This window comes from Ruegeria sp. AD2(2025) (assembly GCF_056542385.1).
The window spans coordinates 143,391-167,657 of the sequence record NZ_JBQFZS010000009.1; the positions used below are offsets into that span (position 1 = coordinate 143,391).

General features: G+C 55.9%; 22 protein-coding genes. 10 read left to right on the plus strand and 12 right to left on the minus strand.

From position 1 onward, the window contains the following. The 4 genes from otnK to ACR1XV_RS16985 are packed head-to-tail and all read left to right on the plus strand — an operon-like array spanning position 1 to position 3,436. Positions 1 to 1,278: a 3-oxo-tetronate kinase gene (gene otnK / locus ACR1XV_RS16970; protein ID WP_480533469.1), complete on the plus strand. Its 1,278-nt coding sequence runs from the start codon at positions 1 to 3 to the stop codon at positions 1,276 to 1,278. Further along, positions 1,275 to 1,916 (plus strand): 3-oxo-tetronate 4-phosphate decarboxylase, encoded by a 642-nt coding sequence (gene otnC / locus ACR1XV_RS16975; protein WP_480533471.1) that lies wholly within the window; start codon positions 1,275 to 1,277, stop codon positions 1,914 to 1,916. The genes otnK and otnC overlap by 4 nt, the downstream gene beginning before the upstream one ends. A 6-nt stretch (positions 1,917 to 1,922) precedes the next feature. Next, positions 1,923 to 2,396, plus strand: a complete 474-nt coding sequence (gene rraA, locus ACR1XV_RS16980) for a ribonuclease E activity regulator RraA (protein ID WP_480533473.1) — start codon at positions 1,923 to 1,925, stop codon at positions 2,394 to 2,396. Further along, positions 2,342 to 3,436 carry an AbrB family transcriptional regulator gene (locus tag ACR1XV_RS16985; protein ID WP_480533475.1) on the plus strand — a complete coding sequence of 365 codons (1,095 nt, stop codon included), beginning with the start codon at positions 2,342 to 2,344 and terminating at the stop codon, positions 3,434 to 3,436. Before rraA ends, ACR1XV_RS16985 begins: the two co-directional genes overlap by 55 nt. A 716-nt stretch (positions 3,437 to 4,152) precedes the next feature. Here ACR1XV_RS16985 and ACR1XV_RS16990 read toward each other — a convergent pair. The 10 genes from ACR1XV_RS16990 to ACR1XV_RS17035 all read right to left on the minus strand — a co-directional run bounded on the left by ACR1XV_RS16990 (position 4,153) and on the right by ACR1XV_RS17035 (position 16,126). Next, on the minus strand, positions 4,153 to 6,075 hold the full coding sequence (locus tag ACR1XV_RS16990) for a beta-galactosidase (protein WP_480533477.1): 1,923 nt from the start codon (positions 6,073 to 6,075) through the stop codon (positions 4,153 to 4,155). After that, positions 6,072 to 6,932: an SMP-30/gluconolactonase/LRE family protein gene (locus ACR1XV_RS16995; protein ID WP_480533479.1), complete on the minus strand. Its 861-nt coding sequence runs from the start codon at positions 6,930 to 6,932 to the stop codon at positions 6,072 to 6,074. Before ACR1XV_RS16995 ends, ACR1XV_RS16990 begins: the two co-directional genes overlap by 4 nt. Next, complete coding sequence (locus tag ACR1XV_RS17000; protein WP_480533481.1) at positions 6,929 to 7,534, minus strand: 2-dehydro-3-deoxy-6-phosphogalactonate aldolase; 606 nt, start codon at positions 7,532 to 7,534, stop codon at positions 6,929 to 6,931. Before ACR1XV_RS17000 ends, ACR1XV_RS16995 begins: the two co-directional genes overlap by 4 nt. Continuing rightward, positions 7,531 to 8,424, minus strand: a complete 894-nt coding sequence (locus ACR1XV_RS17005; protein ID WP_480533483.1) for a 2-dehydro-3-deoxygalactonokinase — start codon at positions 8,422 to 8,424, stop codon at positions 7,531 to 7,533. Before ACR1XV_RS17005 ends, ACR1XV_RS17000 begins: the two co-directional genes overlap by 4 nt. Positions 8,425 to 8,428: 4 nt before the next feature. Then, positions 8,429 to 9,193 carry an SDR family NAD(P)-dependent oxidoreductase gene (locus ACR1XV_RS17010; protein WP_480533485.1) on the minus strand — a complete coding sequence of 255 codons (765 nt, stop codon included), beginning with the start codon at positions 9,191 to 9,193 and terminating at the stop codon, positions 8,429 to 8,431. Then, the gene (locus tag ACR1XV_RS17015) at positions 9,193 to 10,902 is read right to left on the minus strand and encodes an IlvD/Edd family dehydratase (protein ID WP_480533487.1); all 1,710 of its coding nucleotides are present in this window, start codon (positions 10,900 to 10,902) and stop codon (positions 9,193 to 9,195) included. The genes ACR1XV_RS17010 and ACR1XV_RS17015 overlap by 1 nt, the downstream gene beginning before the upstream one ends. Beyond that, entirely contained in the window at positions 10,899 to 12,986 is a 2,088-nt protein-coding gene (locus ACR1XV_RS17020; RefSeq protein WP_480533489.1) for an alpha-galactosidase, read from the minus strand. Before ACR1XV_RS17020 ends, ACR1XV_RS17015 begins: the two co-directional genes overlap by 4 nt. Continuing rightward, positions 12,986 to 13,834: a carbohydrate ABC transporter permease gene (locus ACR1XV_RS17025; protein ID WP_480533491.1), complete on the minus strand. Its 849-nt coding sequence runs from the start codon at positions 13,832 to 13,834 to the stop codon at positions 12,986 to 12,988. The genes ACR1XV_RS17020 and ACR1XV_RS17025 overlap by 1 nt, the downstream gene beginning before the upstream one ends. A gap of 1 nt (position 13,835) precedes the next feature. Then, on the minus strand, positions 13,836 to 14,768 hold the full coding sequence (locus tag ACR1XV_RS17030) for a carbohydrate ABC transporter permease (RefSeq protein ID WP_480533493.1): 933 nt from the start codon (positions 14,766 to 14,768) through the stop codon (positions 13,836 to 13,838). Between the two features lie 98 nt (positions 14,769 to 14,866). After that, positions 14,867 to 16,126: an ABC transporter substrate-binding protein gene (locus ACR1XV_RS17035; RefSeq protein WP_480533495.1), complete on the minus strand. Its 1,260-nt coding sequence runs from the start codon at positions 16,124 to 16,126 to the stop codon at positions 14,867 to 14,869. A 140-nt stretch (positions 16,127 to 16,266) separates the two neighbouring features. Here ACR1XV_RS17035 and ACR1XV_RS17040 point away from each other — a divergent pair, with 140 nt between their 5' ends. The 3 genes from ACR1XV_RS17040 to ACR1XV_RS17050 all read left to right on the plus strand — a co-directional run bounded on the left by ACR1XV_RS17040 (position 16,267) and on the right by ACR1XV_RS17050 (position 19,549). Then, the gene (locus ACR1XV_RS17040; protein ID WP_480533497.1) at positions 16,267 to 17,061 is read left to right on the plus strand and encodes an IclR family transcriptional regulator; all 795 of its coding nucleotides are present in this window, start codon (positions 16,267 to 16,269) and stop codon (positions 17,059 to 17,061) included. Further along, entirely contained in the window at positions 17,058 to 18,116 is a 1,059-nt protein-coding gene (locus ACR1XV_RS17045) for an ABC transporter ATP-binding protein (protein WP_480533499.1), read from the plus strand. Before ACR1XV_RS17040 ends, ACR1XV_RS17045 begins: the two co-directional genes overlap by 4 nt. Positions 18,117 to 18,559: 443 nt before the next feature. Continuing rightward, positions 18,560 to 19,549, plus strand: coding sequence for an aldose epimerase family protein (locus ACR1XV_RS17050; protein ID WP_480533501.1), 990 nt, complete (start codon positions 18,560 to 18,562; stop codon positions 19,547 to 19,549). A gap of 199 nt (positions 19,550 to 19,748) precedes the next feature. Here ACR1XV_RS17050 and ACR1XV_RS17055 read toward each other — a convergent pair whose 3' ends face one another. Beyond that, a complete protein-coding gene (locus ACR1XV_RS17055; RefSeq protein WP_480533554.1) occupies positions 19,749 to 20,291 on the minus strand; it encodes a substrate binding domain-containing protein in 543 nt (180 codons plus the stop codon). Further along, the gene (locus ACR1XV_RS17060; RefSeq protein WP_480533503.1) at positions 20,292 to 20,636 is read right to left on the minus strand and encodes a LysR family transcriptional regulator; all 345 of its coding nucleotides are present in this window, start codon (positions 20,634 to 20,636) and stop codon (positions 20,292 to 20,294) included. A 314-nt stretch (positions 20,637 to 20,950) separates the two neighbouring features. Between ACR1XV_RS17060 and ACR1XV_RS17065 the strand changes: the two genes are divergently transcribed. From ACR1XV_RS17065 to ACR1XV_RS17075, 3 genes are all read left to right on the plus strand, one after another. Next, on the plus strand, positions 20,951 to 21,919 hold the full coding sequence (locus ACR1XV_RS17065) for an amino acid ABC transporter substrate-binding protein (protein ID WP_480533505.1): 969 nt from the start codon (positions 20,951 to 20,953) through the stop codon (positions 21,917 to 21,919). A gap of 73 nt (positions 21,920 to 21,992) precedes the next feature. Further along, positions 21,993 to 23,126: an ABC transporter permease subunit gene (locus ACR1XV_RS17070; RefSeq protein WP_480533507.1), complete on the plus strand. Its 1,134-nt coding sequence runs from the start codon at positions 21,993 to 21,995 to the stop codon at positions 23,124 to 23,126. Position 23,127: 1 nt separating this feature from the next. Next, the gene (locus ACR1XV_RS17075; protein WP_480533509.1) at positions 23,128 to 24,195 is read left to right on the plus strand and encodes an amino acid ABC transporter permease; all 1,068 of its coding nucleotides are present in this window, start codon (positions 23,128 to 23,130) and stop codon (positions 24,193 to 24,195) included. Positions 24,196 to 24,267 lie beyond the last annotated feature (72 nt).

Sequence of the window (24,267 nt, forward strand, 5' to 3'; positions counted from 1 at the left end):
ATGCTAATCGGTGTTATAGCGGACGATTTTACCGGTGCGAGTGATATTGCGAACACCTTGGCAAAGGGTATTGAGCCGGAAGGTGGATTACGAACGGCTCAGTTCCCGGGTATTCCAACGACCCCAGCCGACGATGAGATCGAAGCGGGTGTGATCTCACTCAAGAGCCGCACTGCACCGGTCAAGGAAGCCGTTGCAGACAGTCTGAGTGCGTTGAGGTGGCTCGCGGACCAAGGATGCCAGCAGTTCATCTTCAAGTATTGCTCCACCTTCGATTCTACGATGGAGGGAAATATCGGCCCCGTTGCGGAAGCGCTGGCCAACGATCTGGGTGCGCAAAAGGTGGTTTTCTGCCCGGCCTTTCCGACAACGGGACGCACGGTCTATCACGGTCATCTTTTTGTGCTCGGCAAGCTGTTGAACGAGTCCGGGATGGAAAATCACCCCCTTACTCCGATGACGGATGCGAACATCAGGCGTTGGCTGCAGCATCAGGCCAAGGAGGCGGTTGGGTTGGTTCCAGTTGGCACCGTGAAGCAAGGGCCAGAGGCGATTGCTGATGCGTTGCAGATCTCAGACGAACGCTTTGTGATCGGTGATGCGATTTCGGATGAGGAATTGTTGGCCTGGGGCGAAGCTCTAAAGGATGCCAAGCTCATTACTGGGGGATCGGGTATAGCGCTGGGTCTACCAAGAAACTTCTTGAGAGAGACTTCATCCAAAAGTGCTGGCAGTGCGTTCACTGGTATCGCAGGGCCTGCCGCGATCCTTGCGGGTTCTTGTTCAGGTGCGACCCGCGGGCAGATCGAGATTCATGCGAAATCCCATCCGAGCTTTGCCATTGATGTTCCGGGCGTCATGTCCGGGGATGTGACCACGCAAACGCTTCTGGATTTTTTTGAAGCGCATCTGGGTCAGGCTCCGCTCGCATATTCATCGGGAAGCCCGGATGATGTGCGCGCAATCCAAATCAAATTCGGTCAGGATGTTGTGGCGGAAAAACTGGACAATCTCTTTGCAGATGTAGCACGCGAACTTGCCGATAGGGGTTACAAGCGCCTTGTGGTGGCAGGAGGGGAGACGTCGGGAGCTGTTGCCAAAGCCGTCTCTGAGGCACTGGGATCACCGGCCATGTCAATTGGGCCAGAGATCGACCCGGGCGTGCCAGTCCTTAGCGTTGGGAAATCTGAACCCATTGCGCTGGCTTTGAAGTCTGGGAACTTTGGCGCTCCAGATTTCTTCTCGAAAGCACTGAGAATGATGGAGGCAGGCAAATGAGTTCTGAAGAACAAGCACTGCGACGGCAGATGTCGGAGCTGTGCGCCTCGCTTTTTGCGCGTGGCTTTTCCGTTGGCACTGCGGGCAATGTGTCCGCGCGTCTACATGACGGAATCCTCATGACGCCGACGAATTCGACCTTGGGAGATATCGACCCCGAGCGTATCGCCAAGATTGATTTGGATGGGAACCACGTTTCCGGGGACAAGCCGACCAAAGAGGTTTTCTTGCATCAAGCCTTCTATGAGACGCGGCCAGAAACGGGCGCCGTGGTTCATCTGCATTCGACCTGGGCTACTGCTCTGTCCTGTTTGGCAGACACCGATCCAGGTGACTGTATTTCACCGCTTACGCCGTATGTGGTTATGCGTGTTGGCACGGTCAAAATGGTTCCATACGTCAAGCCGGGTGACCCGAAATCCGGTGATCTGATCCGCGAACTGGGTGGCAACTATAGTGCGGTTCTGTTGGCCAATCACGGACCTGTCGTATCGGGAAAGGATCTCTTCTCGGCGGCCTGTGCAGCTGAAGAACTGGAAGAAACAGCCAAGCTGCTCGTGGCATTGCGGGACATGCCAACCCGGATGTTGGATGCAGCACAAGTCGCAGAACTCAAAGAGACTTTCGGAAGGATTTAAGCCATCATGAAAACCGCTGACCTTATCGATCACCATGCGTCAGAGCTCACACTTGTCCACCTACCGTTTCGGCAGTTCGGGATAAAACCGTTCTTTGCGGCGCAAATACAGACTGTGAAGTGCTTCGAAGATAACACGGAACTTAGGGCGCAACTGGAAACACCCGGTGAGGGGCGCGTTTTGGTTGTCGACGGCGGAGCATCAACGCGAATTGCAATCCTTGGCGATATGTTGGCTGATCTTGCAATCCAAAATGGATGGGCTGGTCTTATCCTGAATGCCGCAATTCGAGACAGTGCCGAAATCAATCAAATGGACACTCTGGTATTCGCCTTGGCGACCAGCCCCGTCAAAAGCGCGAAACGTGGATGGGGCGTAATCGGGGAGCCAGTGACCTTCGGTGGGGTTAAACTCCATCCTGGTGATTGGGTTTACGGCGATGCGGACGGCGTGTTGCACAGCAAGAAGCGACTGGTCTGATTTCAGGTTTAGCCAAGTTCTCACAACATGGTGCTATCGTAGTTACGGCAGTTGTTGCTGGCTGGTTTGTATCGCTTACAGGCATTCCACTGGGGTGGATGATCGGGTCAATGTTGGTGACAATCGCCGGGTCGTTGAAGCAGTTTCCTGTCAAACTACCGGGCCCTATGTTGGACTTGGTAAGAGCAACTGTAGGTGTGATGTTGGGCGCATCCTTTACGCACGAGTTGCTTTCCTCTTTTGGTGCTTGGTGGGTGTCACTGGCCTTCTTACTGTTAGCCCTTGGAATAATGTACGTCCTTGGTTTCTACCTTTTACGACGTATTTCGCGCTTTGATGCAGTGACAGCTTCTCTCTGCGCAATGCCGGGTGGCATTGCCGAAATGGTGTTGCTGTCCGAGCAAAAGGGTGCGGATCAGGCTCGTGTCGCTATCGTTCATGCGTTGCGCATTGCATTGGCAATTTTGCTGATTCCGCTACTTATCAACCTGATCGCAGACTTCGAAGTCATTCCACCAGAAGCTCAAACACAGCTGGCTTCCATCACGTTCAACGATTGGGTTTGGATCATCGGATGCATCGTTGTGGGAATGCTAGTACGGGGTAGGGTGAAGCTGCCGGCACCTATTGTGGTAGTGCCGATGTTATTCAGCGCGGCCGTTCACTTGCTGGGATGGACAGAGTTCGAGATCCCGGTTTCCGTGACCGCGTTGGTACAGGTTTTCATAGGCATTAATGTCGGTGCACGTTTTTCCGGAGTGCCCATCAAAGCTCTGATCGCAGCTCTAGGTGCAGCGGCCATGGTTGTCGCTCTCCAGGTTTCTGTGGCCTTCTCAGGCGCATTGGCTGTTGCGAACGCGTTGGAGACAGACCCGGTCGCACTCGTCTTAGCTTATTCACCTGGAGGCTTGGCGGAGATGTCAATCATAGCGGTGAGCGTTGGTCGCGATGTTGCATTCGTCGGCGTGCATCACGTCTTTAGGGTCTTGGCGGCGCTTGTTTTGGCACCTGTCCTCGTAGCGGCTCTGTCAAAAGTTTGATGATGGTAATTGAAGTTGCATTCGCACTCGCTGATGAAAACGAAAACGGTGTTCTGACCCGCTTTCTATCACCCTGACATTTTCTAGATTGCATTCGTTGTACTTGGATGTTGTTAGCCTTTACCAACACAGGTGATCTGATAGTGACCATCCGCGTGCAGTATCATATGGCTGCCTCGTAAAACCTAGTGAGGGTATTCAAAAACAGTCAAGCCCGCCGTCTGTCAACTAAAATAGTGTTTATCGAGACCGAGTGATGTGATTGTTTTCCTTCCTGGTCCGGGCCTTTTGGCAACTCTCCAGCTTCATTGTTGAATTGCCCACGAGCTTGTCTGGTGTGCTTTTCCAATTGAACTCATCCCTAAGGATCTACACGCATACTTTTCGGAACGCAGTGTTGTCGCATTCGTAGGGAAAGAAAACTCTGTGCATGTTATCTCAATTGAGCATTCTCTTTCATCGTCGAATATCTGTCCATTTTTAGAGACCTATGAACCACATTCTTTTTCCACACTTCTGCTCCCAGCGGCGAGCTGCCAATCGCAAGTTGATTGGTACTCATAGACCTTCATCCACCCTGTCCAACACATTACGGTAAGGCAAACTGCGTCAGGTTGAGCCTAGAAGGATACTCCACTTAGAGGTGAACAAATTTGGTGCAGAAACGGAAGGGCTAGTGAAACCCATTGATATGTTTTTTTAACAAGGTACTGAAACTACGCATCTGGAAGCCTATCGGTATTCTTCAAAAGAGCCACATCGCAGCCCGGGATTGTGTGGCCGTTCCACATGGCAGGATTAGCGTTATAGTTGATCAGGAACTCATGATCCGCCGTTTCCCTGCGCCGAAGACCCTCTGGCATCGGATGCAGAACCAACCCGGTTTCCTCCGCCGCCATAGCAATGACACGGTCCCAAAGGGTTTCATCCGGGAAACCCGCTAGATACCAAACACCAGCCACGCCTTTGAGTGCGGAGGTCCCGTCAGTAAAAGATAGCAGTTCCTGTGCATCGCCCGACACCCGATCAATCCAATGCTGCGCCGCTCCGCCACCCTCGACCACGCACGCGACATTTGGCGGCAGGGTTTCGACCAGATCAACGTCGCAGTCCAAACCTACCAGACCGGGGCGACCCTTTTGCGGAATTTGGAAATCTCGCGTGATTGCTCCCGTTCTGGGACCCATAATTGCAAGGTCGCAGCCATCAGTCAGCCGCCGCGCCAGATCGCCATCAACCGTGGCTACTCCGGGGGCCAGAATGAGTTTATAGTGTTGATCGACCGTGTCTGCGGCCGATATGAAATCGACGGACAAACCTGCCCGGCGCAGGGCGCGATATGCCGAGAAGACCAGCTTGAAATAGTCGAAACCTGCCCCTTGAGGCTGTGTTTTCCACGCCCAGTCCGAGGCATAGTCAAATACGATCGCGACCTCGGCACGCGCCGGTGCAAGGTGGCCTAGTCCCGCCAGGTCTTTTGCCGTGTCCTGCGCTTCGGCCAGGCCGGGCGCGTCGGTGCCGGCAGGGGTCAATAGGCCCGCATGCATTTGCTCTTGTGCCATTGGGGCTTGCCGCCAGCGAAAATAGCTCACGACCTCGGCCCCGTGCGCCACGGCCTCAAGCGACCAAAGACGCACCATGCCGGGCAGGGGGGCGGGGTTAAAAGGGGCCCAGTTCACCGGGCCGGGCTGTTGTTCCATCACCCACCATCGACCCCGCCCAACGGCGCGGTAGAGGTCGTGGTGAAAGGCCTGCATATCCGGATCACCCTGTTGCAGGAAGGCCGCCTTGTGGGTGTCATCTGCTTCCAACCGATCTGACAGAAAACCGATGGGGTAGCTATCCCAAGTGGCGATATCCAGGTCGGCACCGGTGCCGAAATGGTCGAACTCCAGCACACGACCCATGTAATTGTGCGACAGCGGCGCGTCTGTCAGCGGTCGAAGGATTTCAACCTGCGCTCGGTTGAAGGCCACAACCTGATCCGAGCTGAAGCGACGAAAGGCAAGAACATGCGCCGGACTTGCCTCGGTCACTGTCAGGTTGGGCAGTTCGATCTGGTCGAAACTGTTGTACTCCATCGACCAGAAAATGTTGCCCCAGGCCTTGTTGAGCGCGTCGATTGACCCGTAGCGATCGGCCAGCCAAACGCGAAACGCGGCCAGCGCCGGCTGGGAATAGCTGAGCGTGGTGTCATGGCAGCCGTATTCATTGTCGATTTGCCATGCGGCAACGTGCGGATTGCGGCCATAGCGTTCGCCCATGATCCGGGCGATCCGCTTGCATTCTTCGACATAACCCGCGTGGCTGAAACAATAGTGACGCCGCGATCCGAATTTGCGTGGCCTGTCGTTTTCGTCCACAGCCAACATGTCCGGGTGCTTGTCCAGCATCCAACGCGGCGGGGTGGCGGTAGGCGTGCCCATCACGACTTTCAGACCAGCGGCCCCAAGGGTTTCAACGGCGCGGTCCAGCCAGTCGAATTGCAGATCGCCGGGGGTGGGCTCCAGCCGGCTCCACGAGAATTCGCCGATGCGCACCCATGTCAATCCGGTTTCGACCATACGGGCGGCATCCTGCGCCCATGACTCTTCGGCCCAGTGTTCCGGGTAGTAGCAGACGCCAAGTTCCGGTTTCATAGAATCACTCTGTGTTCCGACTGTCCCCGGCCAATACCGGAAGCGGCCAGAACCATGCCGTTGGTGGGTTGTGTTTCAAGTACATCCTGCCCCAAGCCTTCGCGCGCCGTCGTGCAAAACAACGTGCTGAGGTCGTCCCCCCCGAAAGCCGGGCAAGAGGTGTGTTTAGCGGCAAACCCGACCGCGCGCAAGAAATCACCTGCTGGGCTATAGGCGGCAACACGCTCGGCGCCCCATTGGGCGATCCAGATATTTCCCTGGGTATCCACCACGGCACCGTCAGGGTTCAGGTCGTCCGAATTCAGATCCAGAAATACGCTGGCAGGGCCGTTTGGCCAGCCGTCATTAGGGGTCAAAGGTTGTCGCATCACCTGTTTGGTTGTGGTGTCTGCGTAAAAGGCGCAGCTTTTGTCAGGGGCAAAGCAGATCGCGTTTGAAATCGTGATATTCGGCACAAGCTGACGCAGTTCCCCATGGTAGAACCGATAGATCGCACCGGCCTGAGGTTGGGCCTGCTTGCCCATCGTTCCGATCCAGAACCCGCCCCAAGGATCCGCGCGTCCATCGTTTGAACGTGTCAGGGTGTTGTCGGCTTCCAGCGCGACAATCAGCTCTTGCGTTCCGCTTTCCAACCCGAACTTCCACAACCCGCTTTCCGACGCGATTAGCAACGTGTCACGATCCACCCATCCGGCGGCTGAGACATGTTCGTCAAACTGCCAGTGCCGCGGCGCGTCCCCCTCGCGCGTCAAAAGGCGATTGCCGATGATGTCGAACCAGAAAAGCTGTTGTCGTTCGGGGTGCCACAACGGTCCTTCGCCCAGCTCGCAGGGGCGGTCGTCGTAGATTTGGCTCATGCAACCGCACCGTCATACGCGGCGACGATGTTCCGGGCACGCTCGGCGATTTCGGTCACACTCATCCCCGGTTTGAACAGGGCCGATCCGATGCCGAACCCGTCTGCGCCCGCCTTGATCCACTGGCCAAAATTCTCGGGGCCTGCACCGCCTACGGCGTAGATCTTCGTGCCCTTCGGCAAAACAGGGCGCATGGCCGCAAGCCCTTCAGGTCCTGCCATTACTCCGGGAAAAAGCTTCAAACCAGTGGCGCCCGCTTTCAATGCGTCAAAAGCCTCGGTCGGGGTATAGACCCCCGGCCAGCTTTGCAGGTCCAGCGCAACCGACCGCGCGATGACTTCGGCATCGTAGTTGGGTGAGACAATCAGCTTGCCACCCACACCCGCCACCTGTTCGACCTCATCGGGCGTCAGAACGGTCCCGGCCCCGATCAGCGCGCGATCGCCAAAGGTGTCTGCCAAAAGCCCGATGCTCTGCAGTGGATCGGGCGAGTTCAAAGGCACCTCAATCTGATCGATCCCGGCATCGATCAGCGCTCCGCCGACGGCCGTGGCCTCGGCAGGTTTTAGCCCGCGCAGGATGGCAATGATAGGACGGCTCATGCAGTTTGCCTCGTCAGATTTCGGGCCTGGGCAAGCCCGGCCAATGTTGCTTGCGTTACATCTATGATTTCCGCTGACGCGCCTTGTGCGGCAAGCGCCTGAGCGTAAAGGCCGGACAACCCTTTGGCACCGACAATGGCAATCTGTTGGCCCAGCCAGTATGGCCGGGTTGCGGCCAGTTCGGCACCAATCAGCGTTCCAGACAAGCGCGCCCGCGCGGTGCCCTTGTCCTGGCCGTTCAGCAAGTCGGCTGCGCGCAGACTGAACAGACGCGCGGCCATTTGCTCGGGCTTGGACAGGGCATCTGCAACGGTCTCCCTGAATGCCGTGTCGTCCCAACCATCGCCGACTGAGTGTTTCAAAACCGATTGGCGCTTAAGCAGGTCAAACAGCTCGCCCGTCAAAAATGTCCGAAAGCTGACAACTTCACCGGCGCTGACCTGTACCCATTTCGTGTGTGTGCCTGGCAGGCAGATCACGCCATCCCAATTCGTTTTGGTTGCCAGATACCCGGCGATCTGAGTTTCCTCGCCGCGCATGACATCGGGTGGGGACATCTGCTTGAGCCCGGGGACCACGAACGCGCGGATTCGGGGATCCGTGCCGGGAACCCGAAACGGAGCAACCGATACCGGGGCCGCAGGCACAGCGGTATAGGGTGCTTCGACCCAACCTTGGCGGGCGCCCACCATTCCACAGGCGATGACATCCACCGGTACTGCGGGCAGCCAGGCCTCGACAAGCTCCATCAGGCAGGATTGGAAATCACCTTGGGCTACGCGAGCCATGCCATTCGCGGACTCGGCTTGATCCAGAACCGTGTCGCCCTTCATGGCCCAGGCCCGAAGTTGAGATGTTCCCCAATCGACGGCAATCCATTCCGCGTTCATCGGCTCACCCCGTCACCACAACGCCGCCATCGACAGCCATGCACTGACCGGTCATCGCACGGCTGGCCTCGGACGCTAGAAACAGCGTCGGGGCAATCATGTCCTCGGGCGTCAGATGTTCCTTGAGGCATTGGCGATCCAGATGCGCGGCCAGATCCTCGGGTGTGGCCCACATATCCAGCTGTTTCTGCGTTAAAACCCATCCCGGGGCAAGCGCGTTGACGCGGATTTTCTGAGGCCCCAACTCGCGCGCCAGCGACCGGGTCATGCCGGTGATCCCGGCATTCGACGTGGTATAGATAGGATAGCCCGCATTGCCCATCATGTAACTGATCGAGCTGAAATTGATGATCGACCCGCCGTCTGTCATCTGGCGGGCGGCCTCCTGACAGGCGAAGAAATAGGCCTTGAGGTTGACCTCGATCATCCAGTCCCAGAACTCGGGAGTGGTTTCTTCCAGCGCGTGCCGCTTGTCATTGGCGGCGTTGTTGACCAGCACCTTGATCGGGCCATGTGCCTCAGCGGCTTTCGCCATGGTAGCGTGCAGCAATTCGGTGTCGGTCATGTCACCCTGCAGAAACAGCGGCGCGCGGCCATGTTTGTCGCGCATCTGCTCCACAAAATCGCTGGCGTCCGAACGTCCGATAAAGGCGACGTTGGCACCCTGGGCCATGAACCCATCCGTGAGTGCGGCGCCAACGCCCGAGCCGCCGCCGGTGATGTAGACCGAGGCTCCGTTAAGATCGTGGAAGGTGGCGGGTTGATCCATCAGTGGCTCTCTCTGGTCACAAGGCGGGTGTCTTTGCCGACGAGGAAGTCGAGGTCGGCCCCCTGATCGGCCTGCAGCACGTGGTCGATATAGAGCTTCGCATATCCGCGGGTGTAATGGGGATCGTCCGGCTGCCATGCAGCGCGACGCGTGGCAAGCTCAGCCTCATCCACCAGCAACTCCAATTCGCCTTTGCTGGCCGAGACGCGGATACGATCGCCAGTTTTCACCAGCGCCAGAGTGCCGCCTGCCTGCGCCTCGGGGCTGACATGCAGGATAACGGTGCCGTAGGCGGTGCCGGACATGCGCGCATCCGAGATGCGGATCATGTCGCGCACGCCCTCTTGCACCAGTTTGGCCGGAATCGGCATGTTGCCAACCTCGGGCATCCCCGGATAACCCTTGGGGCCGCAACCCTTGAGCACCAGAATGGTTTCAGCGGTCACCGGCAGATCGTCCCGGTCGATATTGGCCTTGAGGTCTTCGATACTTTCAAACACGAACGCCTCAGCCTCGGTTTCCAGAAGCTCATCCGTTGCCGCCGAAGGCTTTACGATGGCCCCGTTGGGCGCAAGGTTGCCGCGCAGAACACGCAGACCAGCCGCTGGTTTAACTGGATCATCAAAGGGGCGGATGACGTCGGTGTTGTAGCACTCGGCCCCCTCGCAATGCGCCGAGATATCCTTGTTCAGCACGGTTTTCGCCGGGCGCAGGAAAGTCTTAAGTTCATTCAGCACCACCGGCACGCCGCCTGCGTAGCAAAAATCCTCCATCAGGTATTCACCCGATGGCATGCAGTTGACCAGCAAAGGGATTTCCGACCCGATCTCAAAATCTTTCAGGGTCAGATCAACGCCCACACGTCCCGCCAACGCCAGAAGATGCACCACTGCGTTGGTCGATCCGCCCACGGCTGCGTTGGCAAGAATGGCGTTCTCGAACGCCTCTTTTGTCAGAATGTCCGAGGGTTTCAGGTCTTCGTCCACCATCTCGACAATCCGCTTGCCGGTCAGATGCGCCAGCGCCATGCGACGCGCGTCAACCGCCGGAAGCGCGGCATTTGTGGGCAGGGACATGCCCATCGTCTCAACCAGAGAAGCCATCGTGGACGCAGTTCCCATAGTCATGCAGACCCCGGCGCTGCGCGACATCCCGGATTCGGCGTTCATGAAGTCCTGCAGGGTCATCTCACCGGCGCGAACCTCTTCCGAGAACTTCCACACGTCAGTGCCCGAGCCGATATCCTTGCCCTTGAACTTGCCGTTCAGCATTGGGCCGGAACTGACCACGATAGAGGGCAGATCGACCGAGGCCGCGCCCATCAACTGACCGGGTGTGGTCTTGTCACAGCCACCCAGCAGAACAACACCGTCAATGCCATAGGCGCGGATGGATTCCTCGACATCCATTGCCAGCAGGTTGCGGAACAGCATGGCGGTAGGCTTCATCTGGGTCTCGCCCAGCGACATGACGGGAAATTCGACGGGGAACCCTCCGGCCTCCCACACGCCGCGTTTGACGCCTTCGGCCAGGTCGCGCAGGCCCGAGTTGCAAGGCGTCAGTTCCGACCATGTATTGCAGATGCCGATAATGGGGCGGCCATCAAAGGCATGATCGGGAAAGCCCTGATTTTTCATCCAAGACCGATGGATGAAACCATCCTTGTCGAGCTTGCCATACCAATGCTGTGAGCGGCGTTTTTTTGTCATAGTTTATAGCCTTCAATCACCCACATAGACTGCGGGAAACTCCACGGCAGAGACAAGCCATGGCTCATCAAATACTGGCCGCTTACGGTTATTGGGCCCTGCTTAAGCGCAGGTTGGCCACGCGACAGGGTTGTGGGTGCTTCCGCAGTACTGCGCAGCGCTACACGGTACTGTGCATCTGCCTCAAGCCTGGTCAGGCGCAGTGGTCGCGGTGCGATTTGTGGCGACGTGTCCACTTTACCGGCAAAAACGACAAAGCGCGATCCGTCACTGGTCTGTTGTTGTTCTGCAAGAACGGACGGGTCGGGACTGTCGAGTCGCAGAATGTCAGCATGATATAGCCAATCGCGGTTGTCTTTCCACCATTGCGTGACGTCGCGCAACACCATCTCTTCCTCATGAGTTAGTTCACGCGGATCCATCTCAAACCCCATATGTCGCTGCGCGGCGACCCAAGCGCGAAACCGGATGTCCAGCACGCGGCCCGAGGTGTGGCAGACGCGCGGTCCTACATGGCTACCGGTGACAGCCATCGGCAGGAAGATCGCGGCGTTGTGCTGTATGCGCAACCGCTCCAGCGCGTCGTTGCTGTCGCTTAGCCAGATTCTCTGGGTCCGCTTGAGTATACCAAAGTCGATCCGACCGCCGCCGCTGGCACAGCTTTCGATTTCCACATGCGGAAAGTCCTGCCGCAGTCTATCAATCAAGGCATATGAGCCGCGTGTTTGCGCGGCATCCGGCATTGGCAAAACCCGGTTGTGGTCCCACTTGATATAGTCAATTTCGTGTCCGGCAAGAATTGTCGACATGCGATCATACAGGAAATCGCGCACTTCTGGCAGAGCCATATTCAATGCTTTTTGTTGGCGGCCCAGTATTTGATCCTCGCCCCCCAGCGCCCACTCAGGATGCGCACGGTGGATACTGCTGTCGGGATTGATCATCTCGGGTTCGAACCAAATGCCGAATGTCATGCCCAGCGAGTGGACGTGTTTGATCAGAGGATCCAGACCGTCGGGGTATTTGCGTGTGTCCACCTCCCAATCGCTTAGAGAGGACGTGTCGTCATCCCTCTGCCCGAACCAGCCATCGTCCAGAACAAATCGCTCGGCGCCAAGGACGGCGGCACGATCTGCAATGTCTTTGAGTTCAGGTAGATTGTGGTTGAAATAAACGGCCTCCCAACAATTGTAGTGCACCGGGCGCGCGCGGTCGGGTTTGGGAAAAGCAACGATCCGGTCCCGCAGGTGGCGCTGGAATGCAACGGCGCAGCCGTTTATTCCGTCGGCCGAAAAAACGGCATAGAGCGGTGCGGTCTCAAACCGTTTGGATGCTTCGCGCTCCATACGGGCCGCTTGTCCGAACTGGATTTGACGGCGTCCATCGGGTAGTTCCTCGGCCACCATGCGATGTCCACCAGACCAACCATAGTGGAAACCGTAAGCCTGACCCTGCGCGTTGGTCGCACCGCGCACCGGTACGATCAGACCGGGGAAATGCTCGTGTCCAGTGCGTCCCGTCCTGTTCTCGCGATAGCGGATGCCCGGTGACCACGGCGTGGCGTTCATCTGGAACTCGCCACACCAGCGACCTGCGAAATCAATCAGCTCGTCCGAAAGTTGCGGCGCTGGAAAAACTGGGGCAGACAACCAATGCAGAATGATAGGGCGATCCGCCTCAAGCACCGCGCGGGCTTCGATGATGTGGGTTTTTGGATCAATCGAAAACACCGCCTGATAAGTCAACCGGTGGGAATCGTCTCGGAAGGTCAACGCCAGATGATTGTCGTCAGTGTCTTCGCTGGCGTAGCAAAATTTCGGCAGGATTGGCGTACCGTCGCCGTCCCGCATAATCAGACCGGGTTGTCCCGGAAAGCTACGTGTCGCTTCGGGACAGATGGACAGTTCCGGGTTTGCGTCCAGCATGCCGCCGGTTACGTCAAGACTATGGGCGCCCAACAAAGTTTCGAGGTTCTCCCCGGCGGGCAGACGGGGACCGAAATAAACAACTTCGGGAAGGTGCTCGCGGTGGGCCGCGAGCACCAGGGATTGTCGCTCATCATGAAGCGACCAGGTTCTTTTCATTACTTTACAGCTCCGAGGGTCAAGCCCGCGATGAAGTGTTTCTGCATTAGGAAGAACATGGCCACAGGCGGTAGAGCTGCCACAATAGAGCCTGCACTCATCAAGTGGTATGCCGCCCTGAATTGAGCGTTGAAGCTTGTAATGCCTGCGGTAACAGGCTGGCTTTCAGCGCCTTGAGTCAGGACAACGGCCCAGAAATAGTCGTTCCAAATGAAGGTGAACATCAGCACGGACAATGCTGCAAGCGCGGGTTTCATCAAAGGCAGGACGACATACCAGAAAATCTTGATCTCACTGATGCCTTCCACTCGGGCCGCTTCGATTAGCGCAAATGGCAATGCTTTGATGAAGTTGCGCATGAAGAGTGTGCAAAACCCGGTTTGGAACGCGATGTGGAACAGCACCAGCCCGGTTTTAGTGTTATACAGTCCAAGTTCCAGCGTCAGGTCGCGCACTGGCACCATCAGGATTTGGAACGGGACAAAGTTGCCCGCCACGAACATGAAGAAAATCCACATATTCGCGTTGAACTTGTAAATCCCAAGCGCAAAGCCGGTCATAGTGCTGAGCGCCACCGCACCGATCACCGTCGGGACGGTGATCAGAATCGAGTTCAGCATATAGCGTGGCATGTCACTGTTAAAAAACACTTGGCCATAGTTATGTGCGAACTCGAAGGACGATGGCAGCCCCCAATAGTTTGCATTCACAAAATCTGCATCGGGTTTGACTGAGAACAGTGCAACAGCAAGAAGAGGGCCAAGCCACAACAGAAGAGCGACCGGCAAAAGTGCCTTGTAGGTAATTTGGGTCGCTTTGGGTTGTTTTTCGATAGGTGTTGGAAACATCTTAGTGCCCCTTCTCTTCACGGTACATCGACCACAGGAAGTAGACGATGAAACACATCATGATCATGAACAGCACAACGGCAATCGCGGCACCATAGCCCATGCGGAATCCGTATTCAGACAGCGCAACCTCGAACATGTAGTAGGCCAGTACGCGTGATGAACCGAAGGGGCCCCCTTGTGTCATGACCGAAATCAAGTCGAACGAACGCAACGCGCCGATGATGGTCACGACAAAGGCGATGAATGTTGCAGGGCGTAGCTGGGGCAACACAATGTACCACAGCATCTTTATGCCCTTTGCGCCATCGAGCCGCCCGGCTTCAATCTGCTCCGGGTCAACGGCGTTCAGTCCGGTTAAGTAGAGAATCATACAATACGCAGTTTGCGGCCAAAGCCCGGCTGCAATGATTCCGTAGGTAACCAGATGCTCGTTGCCGAGCACGTTGATTGGGCCGGCGCCGAACAGAGCTAGAAACTGATTCAATAAACCGAATGTCGGATCATAGAACCAAGTGAAGACAAGCCCCACCACGACCTGAGATATTACAAAGGGAAAGAAGAACAGTGATTTATAGAGGCGGATGCCGAAAACCGTTTGGTTCAACAGCAGTGCTATAAACAAGCCCGCAGGTATAGCGAGAAGGTACAGGACCAGCCAAATCAGGTTGTTCTTGAGTGAGACATAGAATGCGTCGCGATCAACCCATTCATAATAAAGGTCTTCGTAGTTGCGCAGCCCGACATACTCTGCTTGGCCCAAGCCATCCCACTCGTACAGGGACAGATTGAACGACTGAAAAACGGGGGCAATAACATATACGAGGAAGAACAAGATACCCGGGGCCAGGAACAGCCAAGGCGAGATAGCTTGTTGGTTGCGGTGGAACCAGCTTTCTGGTTCGGTGTCTAAAACATCAGTCGAGGCGGTCATGGTGGCCATCTCTTTTCTGGGGAGTGTTTGAATCGGCGGAGTTTGTCACACCGCCGATTGTTTTTGCGTTCGCGATTCAAAGCCGATCTTAGGACCGCTTAGTTGTCGTAGATACGACCGCGTGCGCGCTCCAGCTTGGATAGAACCTTGTCAAGGCTATCGGGTTTGACCATGAACTCCTGGAAGCCTTCCATCGAGACTTTGGCCATTTCCGCAGGTGCGTCGCGGTCCCAGAACTGGGCGACGCCACCAGGGCTGTTCTCACTGAGCATCACGAAACCCTTTTGCAGGAATTTGTCGTCATCCACAGTGGATTTCGAGTTGACCGGCAATTGCCCCAGGTTCTTTCCATTGTTGATAATCGTTTGCTCTTCAGGTGAAGCAACGAACCTGAGGAATTCCCGGGCTGCCTCTTTGTTCTGGGCCGCCGAAGGTATGTGGAACGTGTCTGTCGGGGCATCTTCAGCAAGTTCCACATTGGGGTCGATCGAAACAAACTGGTAGAAATCCAGCTGGTCATCGGTCAGGCCTGCATCGCGCAACGGGGCAACAGCAAAGTTGCCCATGAGATATGCCGCTGCTTCACCGTTGACCATGAATGGTAACGCTTCCTGCCAGCTGTAGGTCTGGTGGTTGTCAATGAACGCACCCATGTCGATCAGCTCCTTCCAATTGGCAAAGGTCTGCTTGACACGATCGTCTTCCCAGCTGATTTCCCCGTTCGCGAGTTGGTTATGGAAATCGTAACCATTGGTCCGCATGTTCAGGTAGTCGAACCAGCCACCTGCGGTCCACAAGAACTTGGTTCCAATGGTGTAGCAGGCCCGGTCAGAGGCCACGATCTTCTCACAGTTCGCCTTTTCTTCTTCCCAAGTGCTCGGCTCACTCAGGCCAAGTTCTTCAAAGATGTCTTTGCGATAATACACGCCCCACTGGTAGTAGGTATACGGAACGCCCCACTGTTTACCGTCGATGGTCATCGCACCTCTGGTCGACTTCAGGTCGTCCTGGAACATTGGCTCAGCCCAGAGGTCCGATACGTCTTCGAAAAGACCAGCGTCTACGTAAGGCTTCATGCGGTTGGCCGCGTACCATGTGGCGACGTCTGGAGCATTCGCCGTCAGGAAGTTCCGGATTTGTGTCTTGTAAGCTTCGCGATCAATCACAGTGATTTCGATGTTCAGGTCAGGGTGTTTTTCCCCGAACCGAGCAATCATCTCTTCCATCGTCGCACGAGGCGCCGGGTTCGATGTGTCCAAAAAAATCGACAGGTCGCCACTCAACTCAGCCGATGCAGGTGCTGCGAGTGCCGTACAGGCAGCAAGCGCGGCCAGCGCTCTTTTGGTTTTGGAATACATTGTTTCCTCCCTTTTTGCATCCAAGCAAGTTCCATTATTTGGAACAAAAATTTATATATTGAAAACTACACATCATTTCCGTTAGGGTTGTCAACAATATTCCTGCGGGAGGGCAGGGGTCAGAGAGGAGACGTCACCAAATGTCTGGAGACGGAACAGTCGGCAAAGCGTGCGATGTGTTAGATCTTGTTGCGGGATTTAACCGTCCGGTGCGCTTTGTGGAGCTATTGGAACAAAGCCCTTTTCCCAAAGCGACCTTGTACCGCTTTCTCCAAACTCTAACGAATCAAGGTATGCTCAATTACGATCCTGACCGGCAGTCATATGCGCCAGGGATTCGACTGGTGCGTCTGGCCCATGCGGCCTGGACCCAAAGCTCTTTGGCGCCCGTGGCTCGACCACATTTGGATGCGCTTAGCCACGAACTTGGTGAGACCGTACATCTGGCGCAGCTTGATGCCAATCAAGTCTTATACGTCGACAAACGCAACGCCGCAGACCCCGTCGAGATGTTTAGCCAAGCCGGTAAAGTAGGCCCGGCCTACTGTACTGGCGTAGGAAAAGCGATGCTTGCCTTTCTTCCAGAAAAAACGCTTGCCGCGGCGCTGTCGCAGCAAAGCTATTTCCGGTTTACGCCGACCACTTTGGGCTCGGAAAAGGAACTACGAGAAGAGCTGAATGCAATCAGAAAGTGCGGATACGCATTCGACCGCGAAGAGCATGAGCCAGGGATCATCTGTATTGCCGCTCCCATACTGACATCCAATGGACGGATGTTGGGCGCACTGTCGATAACGGGTCCAACCAGCCGCACAGACATTAGGAAACTCGAACAGTGGGCACCGTGCGTGCTCCAGACTGCAAAAGATATTGGGCGGGAAGCGCAATCTTGGCGCTTTCCCGAAACACAACAGGAAAAGGTACTTATCTCATGACAGGAGTGACACTGGAAAAGGCGATTAAACGCTATGGGGCCACGCAGGTCATTCATGGCGTTGACCTGGAAATTCAGGACGGTGAGTTTTGCGTTTTTGTGGGACCGTCCGGCTGTGGTAAGTCAACGCTTTTGCGGATGATCGCCGGGTTGGAAGAGACCTCTGAAGGGATTATCAATATCGGCGCCCGCGATGTGACGCACATGGATCCCGCCAAACGTGGTGTGGCGATGGTGTTCCAGACCTATGCTTTGTATCCGCACATGACGGTAGCCGAAAACATGGGTTTCGGCTTAAAAATGAATGGTGTTCCGAAAACTGAAATCGACAAGAAAGTCCAGGAAGCCTCTAACATCCTGAAACTCGACCAATATTTGAAGCGTAAGCCCAAGGCGATGTCAGGTGGTCAGCGCCAGCGTGTTGCAATAGGACGTGCAATTGTGCGTGGCCCCGAGGTTTTCCTATTTGACGAGCCGCTGTCCAACCTCGACGCTGAGCTGCGCGTCGAGATGCGCGTTGAAATCGCTCGGCTGCACAAAGAAATCGGTGCAACCATGATCTACGTGACCCACGACCAGGTCGAAGCCATGACAATGGCTGACAAAATTGTGGTCTTGCGTGATGGTCGAATCGAACAAGTTGGCGCTCCGCTTGAACTTTATCGCAATCCGGACAATAAGTTTGTGGCAGGTTTTATAGGTTCTCCGTCCATGAATTTCCTGGATTGCGACGTTGTGGATGGCAAACTGACCCATCCGGCGTTATCCGAGCCATTGGCACCTCCGGCAACAATTCCTACCGGCCAAAGCAAAGTTACCCTGGGTATCCGTCCTGAGCATATCGGCCTGGACCGCAATGGTGATGCACTGTCCGTTGACCTTACTGAAGCGCTTGGGGGTGTTTCTTACAGCTACCTTACGGCTTCCAACGGTGACAAGCTGATCGTTGAAGAACGTGACGACGAACGCAGTCGCGAGGGCAGCAGAGTCAGTTTGGTCCTGCGACCAGAGCGGGCGATGATCTTCGACGTGGATACGGGAGCGCGCATTCGTTGAGCGAGGGTGGTAACCTCTGAATTGCCCAAGTTGATCGCCTTCGTGTGACGGGTTTGAACGGTGTAGTTGCCAGTTGGCCTCAAAGTGTCAAAATACAGCTATACACTCATCTTGGCTCAGATTGACCTTCATTATCCGTACCGAGCGCAGTGTTCGGTCATCTTTGAGTGGCGTCAGGAGAGTAACGTGAACAGACAGAGGCGATGAGGCTGTCAGTGTAGGTGAAGCGCTACGATAATTTCCTTGGGGAATATCGGTTACCATGATGCCCCTGACTTTAAGTTCGCAAGGTACGGTGGAGATTGTCTGTGCCACTAAGAGCACATGTACACTCTGGTGCAGAAAATCGGAGAAGACGACTAGCAGGGATCAATGACACCAATGGCCGACGTTTTCACTTTCGTTCACCGTGTCTTCTTTTCTCCTCTTGTTGAGGAAGTTCGATGCCGGCAGGTTTAACATCCGATGGCGTCACGGTTGAGACCGTCAGCATTGAGAACGGCCCTGCGCAGGCTGAGCTGATGACATACGGTGCTTCGCTTACGGCGTATTACCTCGAAGGATTCGAGCACTCGTTGGTGCTGGGCAGCCCGGATCTTGAGAGCTACTTCGGGCCATTGCAGTATTTCGGCGCCATCGTCGGGCCGGTGGCCAACCGAATTGCAGGCGGCCGGGCTCCATTGGGGGATACCACGCTCGAACTTGCCGTGAACGAGAATGGCAATGCTTTGCACGGTGGTCCGAATGGCCTGTCTGAGCAAATCTGGACTATTGCAGATAGGGGCGCAGCCCAGGTGACCTTTGCGTTGCATCATTCAGATGGCAAGGACGGTTTGCCAGGGCCATTACATTTCGATGTGACCTATACAATCGAAGAGAGTGGCGCACTGACAGTCGATGTCGTTGCCACAAGCGGGGTGCTGACATTGTGCAACCCGGCCTTCCACGGCTATTGGTGCTTGTCAGAAAACGGTCTTTGCGATCATCGTTTGAGCATCGCCGCAGATTACTATCTACCCACCGATACGTCGCTGATCCCGACTGGGGAAGTTGCTCCAGTCGCGAATACCCTTTACGACCTCAGCCGGCCAACGCAGCTTCCTGCCGCATGCAACCTCGACACCAACTACTGCCTAAACGGTCAGGGAAAGCGACCTGTTGCGCGGCTGGAGACTGACCGGCTTGCGCTGATCTTGGAAACAAACGCGCCCGGCCTGCAGGTCTTTGACGCCGCTCAACTTGATACAGAACCGGCCAAAGGGCACCAAGGAGTGTGCTATGGGCCGTTCGCAGGGTTGGCTTTGGAGCCCCAGTTCTGGCCCGATGCTCCGAACCACTCGGGGTTCCCTTCTATCATTCTCAACCCCGAAGCGCGGTTCCACCAATATTCCCGGTTTTCTTTCGTGCGTAAGGAGATCCCCGCGAGGCCGTAAGGGCAATGCTCGTGCCGATTGACGCAACGCAGGGGGCAGGGATCAAATAGCCTGTTGACCATTGAAGGTGGGGAGGGAAGTACTCTGGCAAATAGAAATCTTGGGCGGATGACAAAGCGGCGATTAACATCAGATAATCTTGTGTCCACTTTGCATTTTGACAGAAACAAACACCGAAAGCTGTAGTGTCGTATTCGGCTCAACTCTTCAGTTTTGTAATCACCGTATCCAGAAACAGCCGCGCGAGTTTCGACAGAGACGCGTTTCCCGCATGGACGGCGAAGAGTTTGATTTCTGGAAAAGACCACTCCGGAAGCACCTCGCTGAGTTGCCCCGTCTGCAACGCTTCGCGGCACAGCGGCTCAGGCAATTCGCTGATGCCATGGCCTGCCAGAATGGCTGCCCTGATCGCGGTATAGTCATTGACGGCGAGGTTGGATTCGAAGCGGATGTGTTCGATATGCCCCCGCCTGGACAAACTCCATTTCACATCGCGAGATGGGTGGAAACTGAAACCTATGATTTTGTGATCCTGATGATCCGCGACCAGACGAGGTGGCGGGTTAGCGGCAATGTAACCTGGCGAAGCGAGCAACCGGTGTCGGTATCTGAGCAATGTCTTGACTACCAGGTCAGACTCTTCTGGTAGAGCAACGCGAAAAGAAAGGTCCACGCCGTCATCGACAAAATCCAGCAATCGTTCCGATATTAGCCCGCGCAGCTGCGCGTTTGGATAGCGCAGCTAGAAGATTTCAACTGCCTCCAGAAACAGGACCTCCATCAAGTTCGGCGGCACCGTGATCGTGACCGTTCCAGCCGTGTCGCTATGCCTGTCGGTCATCACCCGATTGGCATAGCTGATCGTTTCGAGCCCTTTACGGCAGAGTTCAAGATAAGTCTGGCCCGTCTCGGTTAAGCGGATTTGACGCTTGTTCCGGTCGATCAGGCGGGCGTTCAAATCAGCCTCCAGTTCAGATACTTTCCGGCTGACCGATGACAACGGCATTCCCAATACTCTCGCGGCTTCACTGAAGCTCTGAGACTTTGCAACTTGAGCAAAGATAGCAATCGCGTCGTAGCTGGCCATTATGTTTCCATATCTGGAAGAACTATCCCAATAGTTCTGGTCTCTTCACAATATGAACCGCCCCGACAAATACCGGAGCAGATTGCTAAACAGGGTCCCTGCGCGCACAAAACCTAATCAAAACGTCATTGTTTTTTAGCCGAACAGAGAGTCTCGCCCTCGAAACAGTTGACTCAACGAGATAAGTTGTACATTCTCTATATCGACACAAGTGTGCCGTTATAGAGAACAACAGCGGAGTTAGAAAAATGCAAGTCAAAGGTTTAGCGGCAGGATTTGCCGTTGCCGCAGGGCTCACATTCCCAAGCCTGGCGATGGCAGAAAGCCCCACCATCAAAGCAATCCAGGACCGCGGCACCTTGCTGTGCTCGGGCCATAACGGGTCGTATTTCGGATTTGTCGAAGTGAATGACAAAAACGAGTGGAAAGGCCTGGATATCGATCTTTGCCGCGCGATGACGACAGCACTTCTGGGCGATCCGGAAAAGGCCAAGATCGTCCCGCTGAGCTGGGCGCAGCGTTTTCCAGCGCTGCAATCGGGCGATGTGGATGTCATCATCAAAGCCACTGGCTGGACCATGGGCCGTGACACTGAGCTGGGTCTGCAGTTCTCGATCCCCTATTTCTTTGGCGGTGCCCAATTCATGGCGCATGGCGATCTGGGGATCACCGAAGCAAAAGATCTTGAAGGCGGCACGATCTGTGTCGAAGCCGGTACCACGATCGAGCGTATTGCGGCAAACTATCTGCAAAGCCTTGGCGTTGAACACACCATGGTCAGCTATGAAAAAGCATCGGAACTGCGTGCGGCCTATCTGGCCAACCGTTGCGACAGCTTTGTTGCCTGGGGTCCGTTCCTGGCCGTTCTGCGTGCCACCGAGATGGAAGACCCCGATGCACATGTGATCCTGAACGACCAACTGTCGAACGAGCCGATCTCGGCCGCGATGCGTCAGGGGGACGAGGACTTTGTTGACTTCACCAACTGGATGCTGGCTGCTCTGCTGATCGCCGAAGAAGAAGACATCACCTCGGAGAATGTCGAAGAAATGGCAGCCAACCCGCCGAACCCGAAAATCGCGCGGCTGCTGGGTGCAGAGCCGGGCATGGGTGAGCGTCTGGGCATCCGTGACACATGGGCCAAAGAGATGATCGCAGCCGTTGGTAACTATGGCGAGATCTACCACCGCAACCTTGGTGACAACAGCCCGTACAAACTGGAACGCGGTTTGAACAATCTCTGGAGCCACGGTGGCGTTCTGTACGCCCCACAGCTTGACTAAGCACTGACTTAGCCTCGGGGCCGCGCGATGTTGCGGCTCCGCATTCTCCACTAAAATCAGAAGATTAAGAGCCATGGACGCATCCGAACTGAAGGCGCGCGCCAACAGGCGCAAATTGATCATCCAAAGCGCGCTGATCGTGTTTTCTGCGCTGGTTGTCATCAGCGCCATCCAAAGTGCCAAGGTCAATCTGAATGCGCTGGGTCTGGCCAGCGGCTTTGGCTTCCTTGAACGGTCTACAGGCTGGTCCTACTCTTTCTCGCTGATCGACCGGGATATCAATGACAGCTACGCCCGGACCTTGACGATCGGGTTCCTGAACACCGTTTTCCTGGGCTTTCTGACGATTGTGCTGTCCACGGTCTTTGGGTTTCTGATCGGGACGTTCCGCGACGCGCGGAACCCGGCACTGAAAACCGCCGCGACGGTCTATATCCAGACCTTCCGGAACATTCCGCTGATCCTGCAGGGTATCTTCTGGTACGCCGTTGTGATCCACCTGCCGGGACCACGGCAGGCGATGAATCTGGGCGAAGCGATTTTCCTGTCCAATCGCGGGTTGATGATCCCGCTGCTGAACGTGTCTCTGACCGTCGCTCTTGTCATGGTCTTGGTTCTGATCGCGGCAGCATTCTTTTTGTCGCGGATGAAGATCAGCTTTACCAAGATCGTGCTGGCGCTGATTGGTCTGGGCTTTTTCATGGTCCTGGTCGCTACCGGCCTGACGGTTCCGGCAGGTGAGGGCGCGATTTCGTGGCCCGAGCTCAAGGGGCTGCGCTTTGTCGGCGGTCTGACGATCTCACCCGAGCTGTTGGTCATGATCATCGCCATCACGCTGTATGGCTCGGCCTATATCGCCGAGGTCGTGCGTGGAGGCCTTGCCGAAGTACCAAAGGGCCTGATCGAGGCCGGTGAGGCGCTGGGGCTGACCCAGCGTGCGATCTGGGCGCGGATCAAGATGCCCATGGCGCTGCGGACGATTATTCCGCCGCTTGGCAACCAGTGGATTTTCATCATGAAAGCCACAACCATCGGTGTCGCCATCGGGTTCTCTGACCTATTCTACATCGTCTCTACTTCGATCACGCAGTCCGGGCAGACGCTGGAACTGATCGCCATCCTCATGGGCGCGTTCCTGCTGGTCAATTTCTCGATTGCTCAGTTCATCAACTGGCTGAACGAAAGCCTTAAACTGAAGGCGCATTGATATGGCTGACGCGGTACTTGATAAGAAATTCGACTGGGAGAGATTCCGCCGCCGCTCGTTCGCCACGCCGACGGATTCGATCATCACGGTTGTTGTCTTTGCGGGCCTCGCATGGCTGGTTTGGCAGGCGCTCAGCTGGGGGGTATTCCACGCAGTGTGGAGCGCGGATAATGTCGAGGAATGCGGCCACGGCGGGGCATGCTGGTCGGTTATCGACGCGCGTCACCGGCTGATCCTGTTTGGCCTCTATCCGTATGACGAACACTGGCGCTCGGCCCTGGCCTGTCTGTCGATTGTTGGCACGGTTATCATTTCGTGCTTTCCCTGGACCTGGACAGCCAAGCGCCTGTCGACCATCTGGATCGTAGGATTCGCCATCTACTATCTGCTGATGGAAGGCAGCCTGCTGGGCTTACCGCAGGTCACCACCGACCAGTGGGGCGGTCTGGCGCTGACGCTGTTCCTGTTCTCAAGCGTTGTTCTGATCGGGATGCCAACGGGGCTGGGTCTGGCGCTGATGCGCCGGTCCGAGATGCCCGTCGTGCGCGGCTTTGCTTCGCTGGTGATCGATATGATCCGCTCGCTGCCGCTGCTGACGACGCTTTTCACAGCTGCTGTGGTCATTCCGATCCTGCTGCCAAGCTGGCTGGAAGGGGATAAGATCTGGCGCGTGATCATCGCCTTTGGCCTGTTCTTTGCCTGCTATCAGGCCGAAGTGCTGCGCGGCGGATTCCAAGCCATCCCCAAAGGGCAGTTCGAAGCGGGCAAGGCGCTGGGTCTGACCTATTGGCAGATTTTGGGGCGCATTGTTCTGCCGCAGGTGTTCCGTCACGCGCTGCCTGCCACGGTCAACAACGTTGTCGTGACCTTCAAAGAAACCGCGATCGTGATCATCATTGGGTTCTTCGATGTGCTTGCCTCGGCCAATGCGGCCTTCGGGACTGGCGAATGGGCACCTTACTATATCGAAGTGCTGGCCTTTGTTGCCGCGATTTACTGGGTGTTTCTGTTCGGCCTTGGCCAGTATGGAGAGTACCTCAAGCGTCGCATAAAAGTTGCAGAGCGGTAACCTCCCCGTCTTCCTTCACCGCAACTGCATCGGCAGCCGCTCATCCGAACCTCGGATGAGCGGTTTGTTTTA

Coding starts and splice junctions, on each gene's coding strand:
- otnK (WP_480533469.1), top strand. CDS start 1: ATGCTAATCGGTGTTATAGCGGACGATTTTACCGGTGCGAGTGATATT.
- otnC (WP_480533471.1), top strand. CDS start 1,275: ATGAGTTCTGAAGAACAAGCACTGCGACGGCAGATGTCGGAGCTGTGC.
- rraA (WP_480533473.1), top strand. CDS start 1,923: ATGAAAACCGCTGACCTTATCGATCACCATGCGTCAGAGCTCACACTT.
- ACR1XV_RS16990 (WP_480533477.1), bottom strand. CDS start 6,075: ATGAAACCGGAACTTGGCGTCTGCTACTACCCGGAACACTGGGCCGAA.
- ACR1XV_RS16995 (WP_480533479.1), bottom strand. CDS start 6,932: ATGAGCCAAATCTACGACGACCGCCCCTGCGAGCTGGGCGAAGGACCG.
- ACR1XV_RS17000 (WP_480533481.1), bottom strand. CDS start 7,534: ATGAGCCGTCCTATCATTGCCATCCTGCGCGGGCTAAAACCTGCCGAG.
- ACR1XV_RS17005 (WP_480533483.1), bottom strand. CDS start 8,424: ATGAACGCGGAATGGATTGCCGTCGATTGGGGAACATCTCAACTTCGG.
- ACR1XV_RS17010 (WP_480533485.1), bottom strand. CDS start 9,193: ATGGATCAACCCGCCACCTTCCACGATCTTAACGGAGCCTCGGTCTAC.
- ACR1XV_RS17015 (WP_480533487.1), bottom strand. CDS start 10,902: ATGACAAAAAAACGCCGCTCACAGCATTGGTATGGCAAGCTCGACAAG.
- ACR1XV_RS17020 (WP_480533489.1), bottom strand. CDS start 12,986: ATGAAAAGAACCTGGTCGCTTCATGATGAGCGACAATCCCTGGTGCTC.
- ACR1XV_RS17025 (WP_480533491.1), bottom strand. CDS start 13,834: ATGTTTCCAACACCTATCGAAAAACAACCCAAAGCGACCCAAATTACC.
- ACR1XV_RS17030 (WP_480533493.1), bottom strand. CDS start 14,768: ATGACCGCCTCGACTGATGTTTTAGACACCGAACCAGAAAGCTGGTTC.
- ACR1XV_RS17035 (WP_480533495.1), bottom strand. CDS start 16,126: ATGTATTCCAAAACCAAAAGAGCGCTGGCCGCGCTTGCTGCCTGTACG.
- ACR1XV_RS17040 (WP_480533497.1), top strand. CDS start 16,267: ATGTCTGGAGACGGAACAGTCGGCAAAGCGTGCGATGTGTTAGATCTT.
- ACR1XV_RS17045 (WP_480533499.1), top strand. CDS start 17,058: ATGACAGGAGTGACACTGGAAAAGGCGATTAAACGCTATGGGGCCACG.
- ACR1XV_RS17050 (WP_480533501.1), top strand. CDS start 18,560: ATGCCGGCAGGTTTAACATCCGATGGCGTCACGGTTGAGACCGTCAGC.
- ACR1XV_RS17060 (WP_480533503.1), bottom strand. CDS start 20,636: ATGGCCAGCTACGACGCGATTGCTATCTTTGCTCAAGTTGCAAAGTCT.
- ACR1XV_RS17065 (WP_480533505.1), top strand. CDS start 20,951: ATGGCAGAAAGCCCCACCATCAAAGCAATCCAGGACCGCGGCACCTTG.
- ACR1XV_RS17070 (WP_480533507.1), top strand. CDS start 21,993: ATGGACGCATCCGAACTGAAGGCGCGCGCCAACAGGCGCAAATTGATC.
- ACR1XV_RS17075 (WP_480533509.1), top strand. CDS start 23,128: ATGGCTGACGCGGTACTTGATAAGAAATTCGACTGGGAGAGATTCCGC.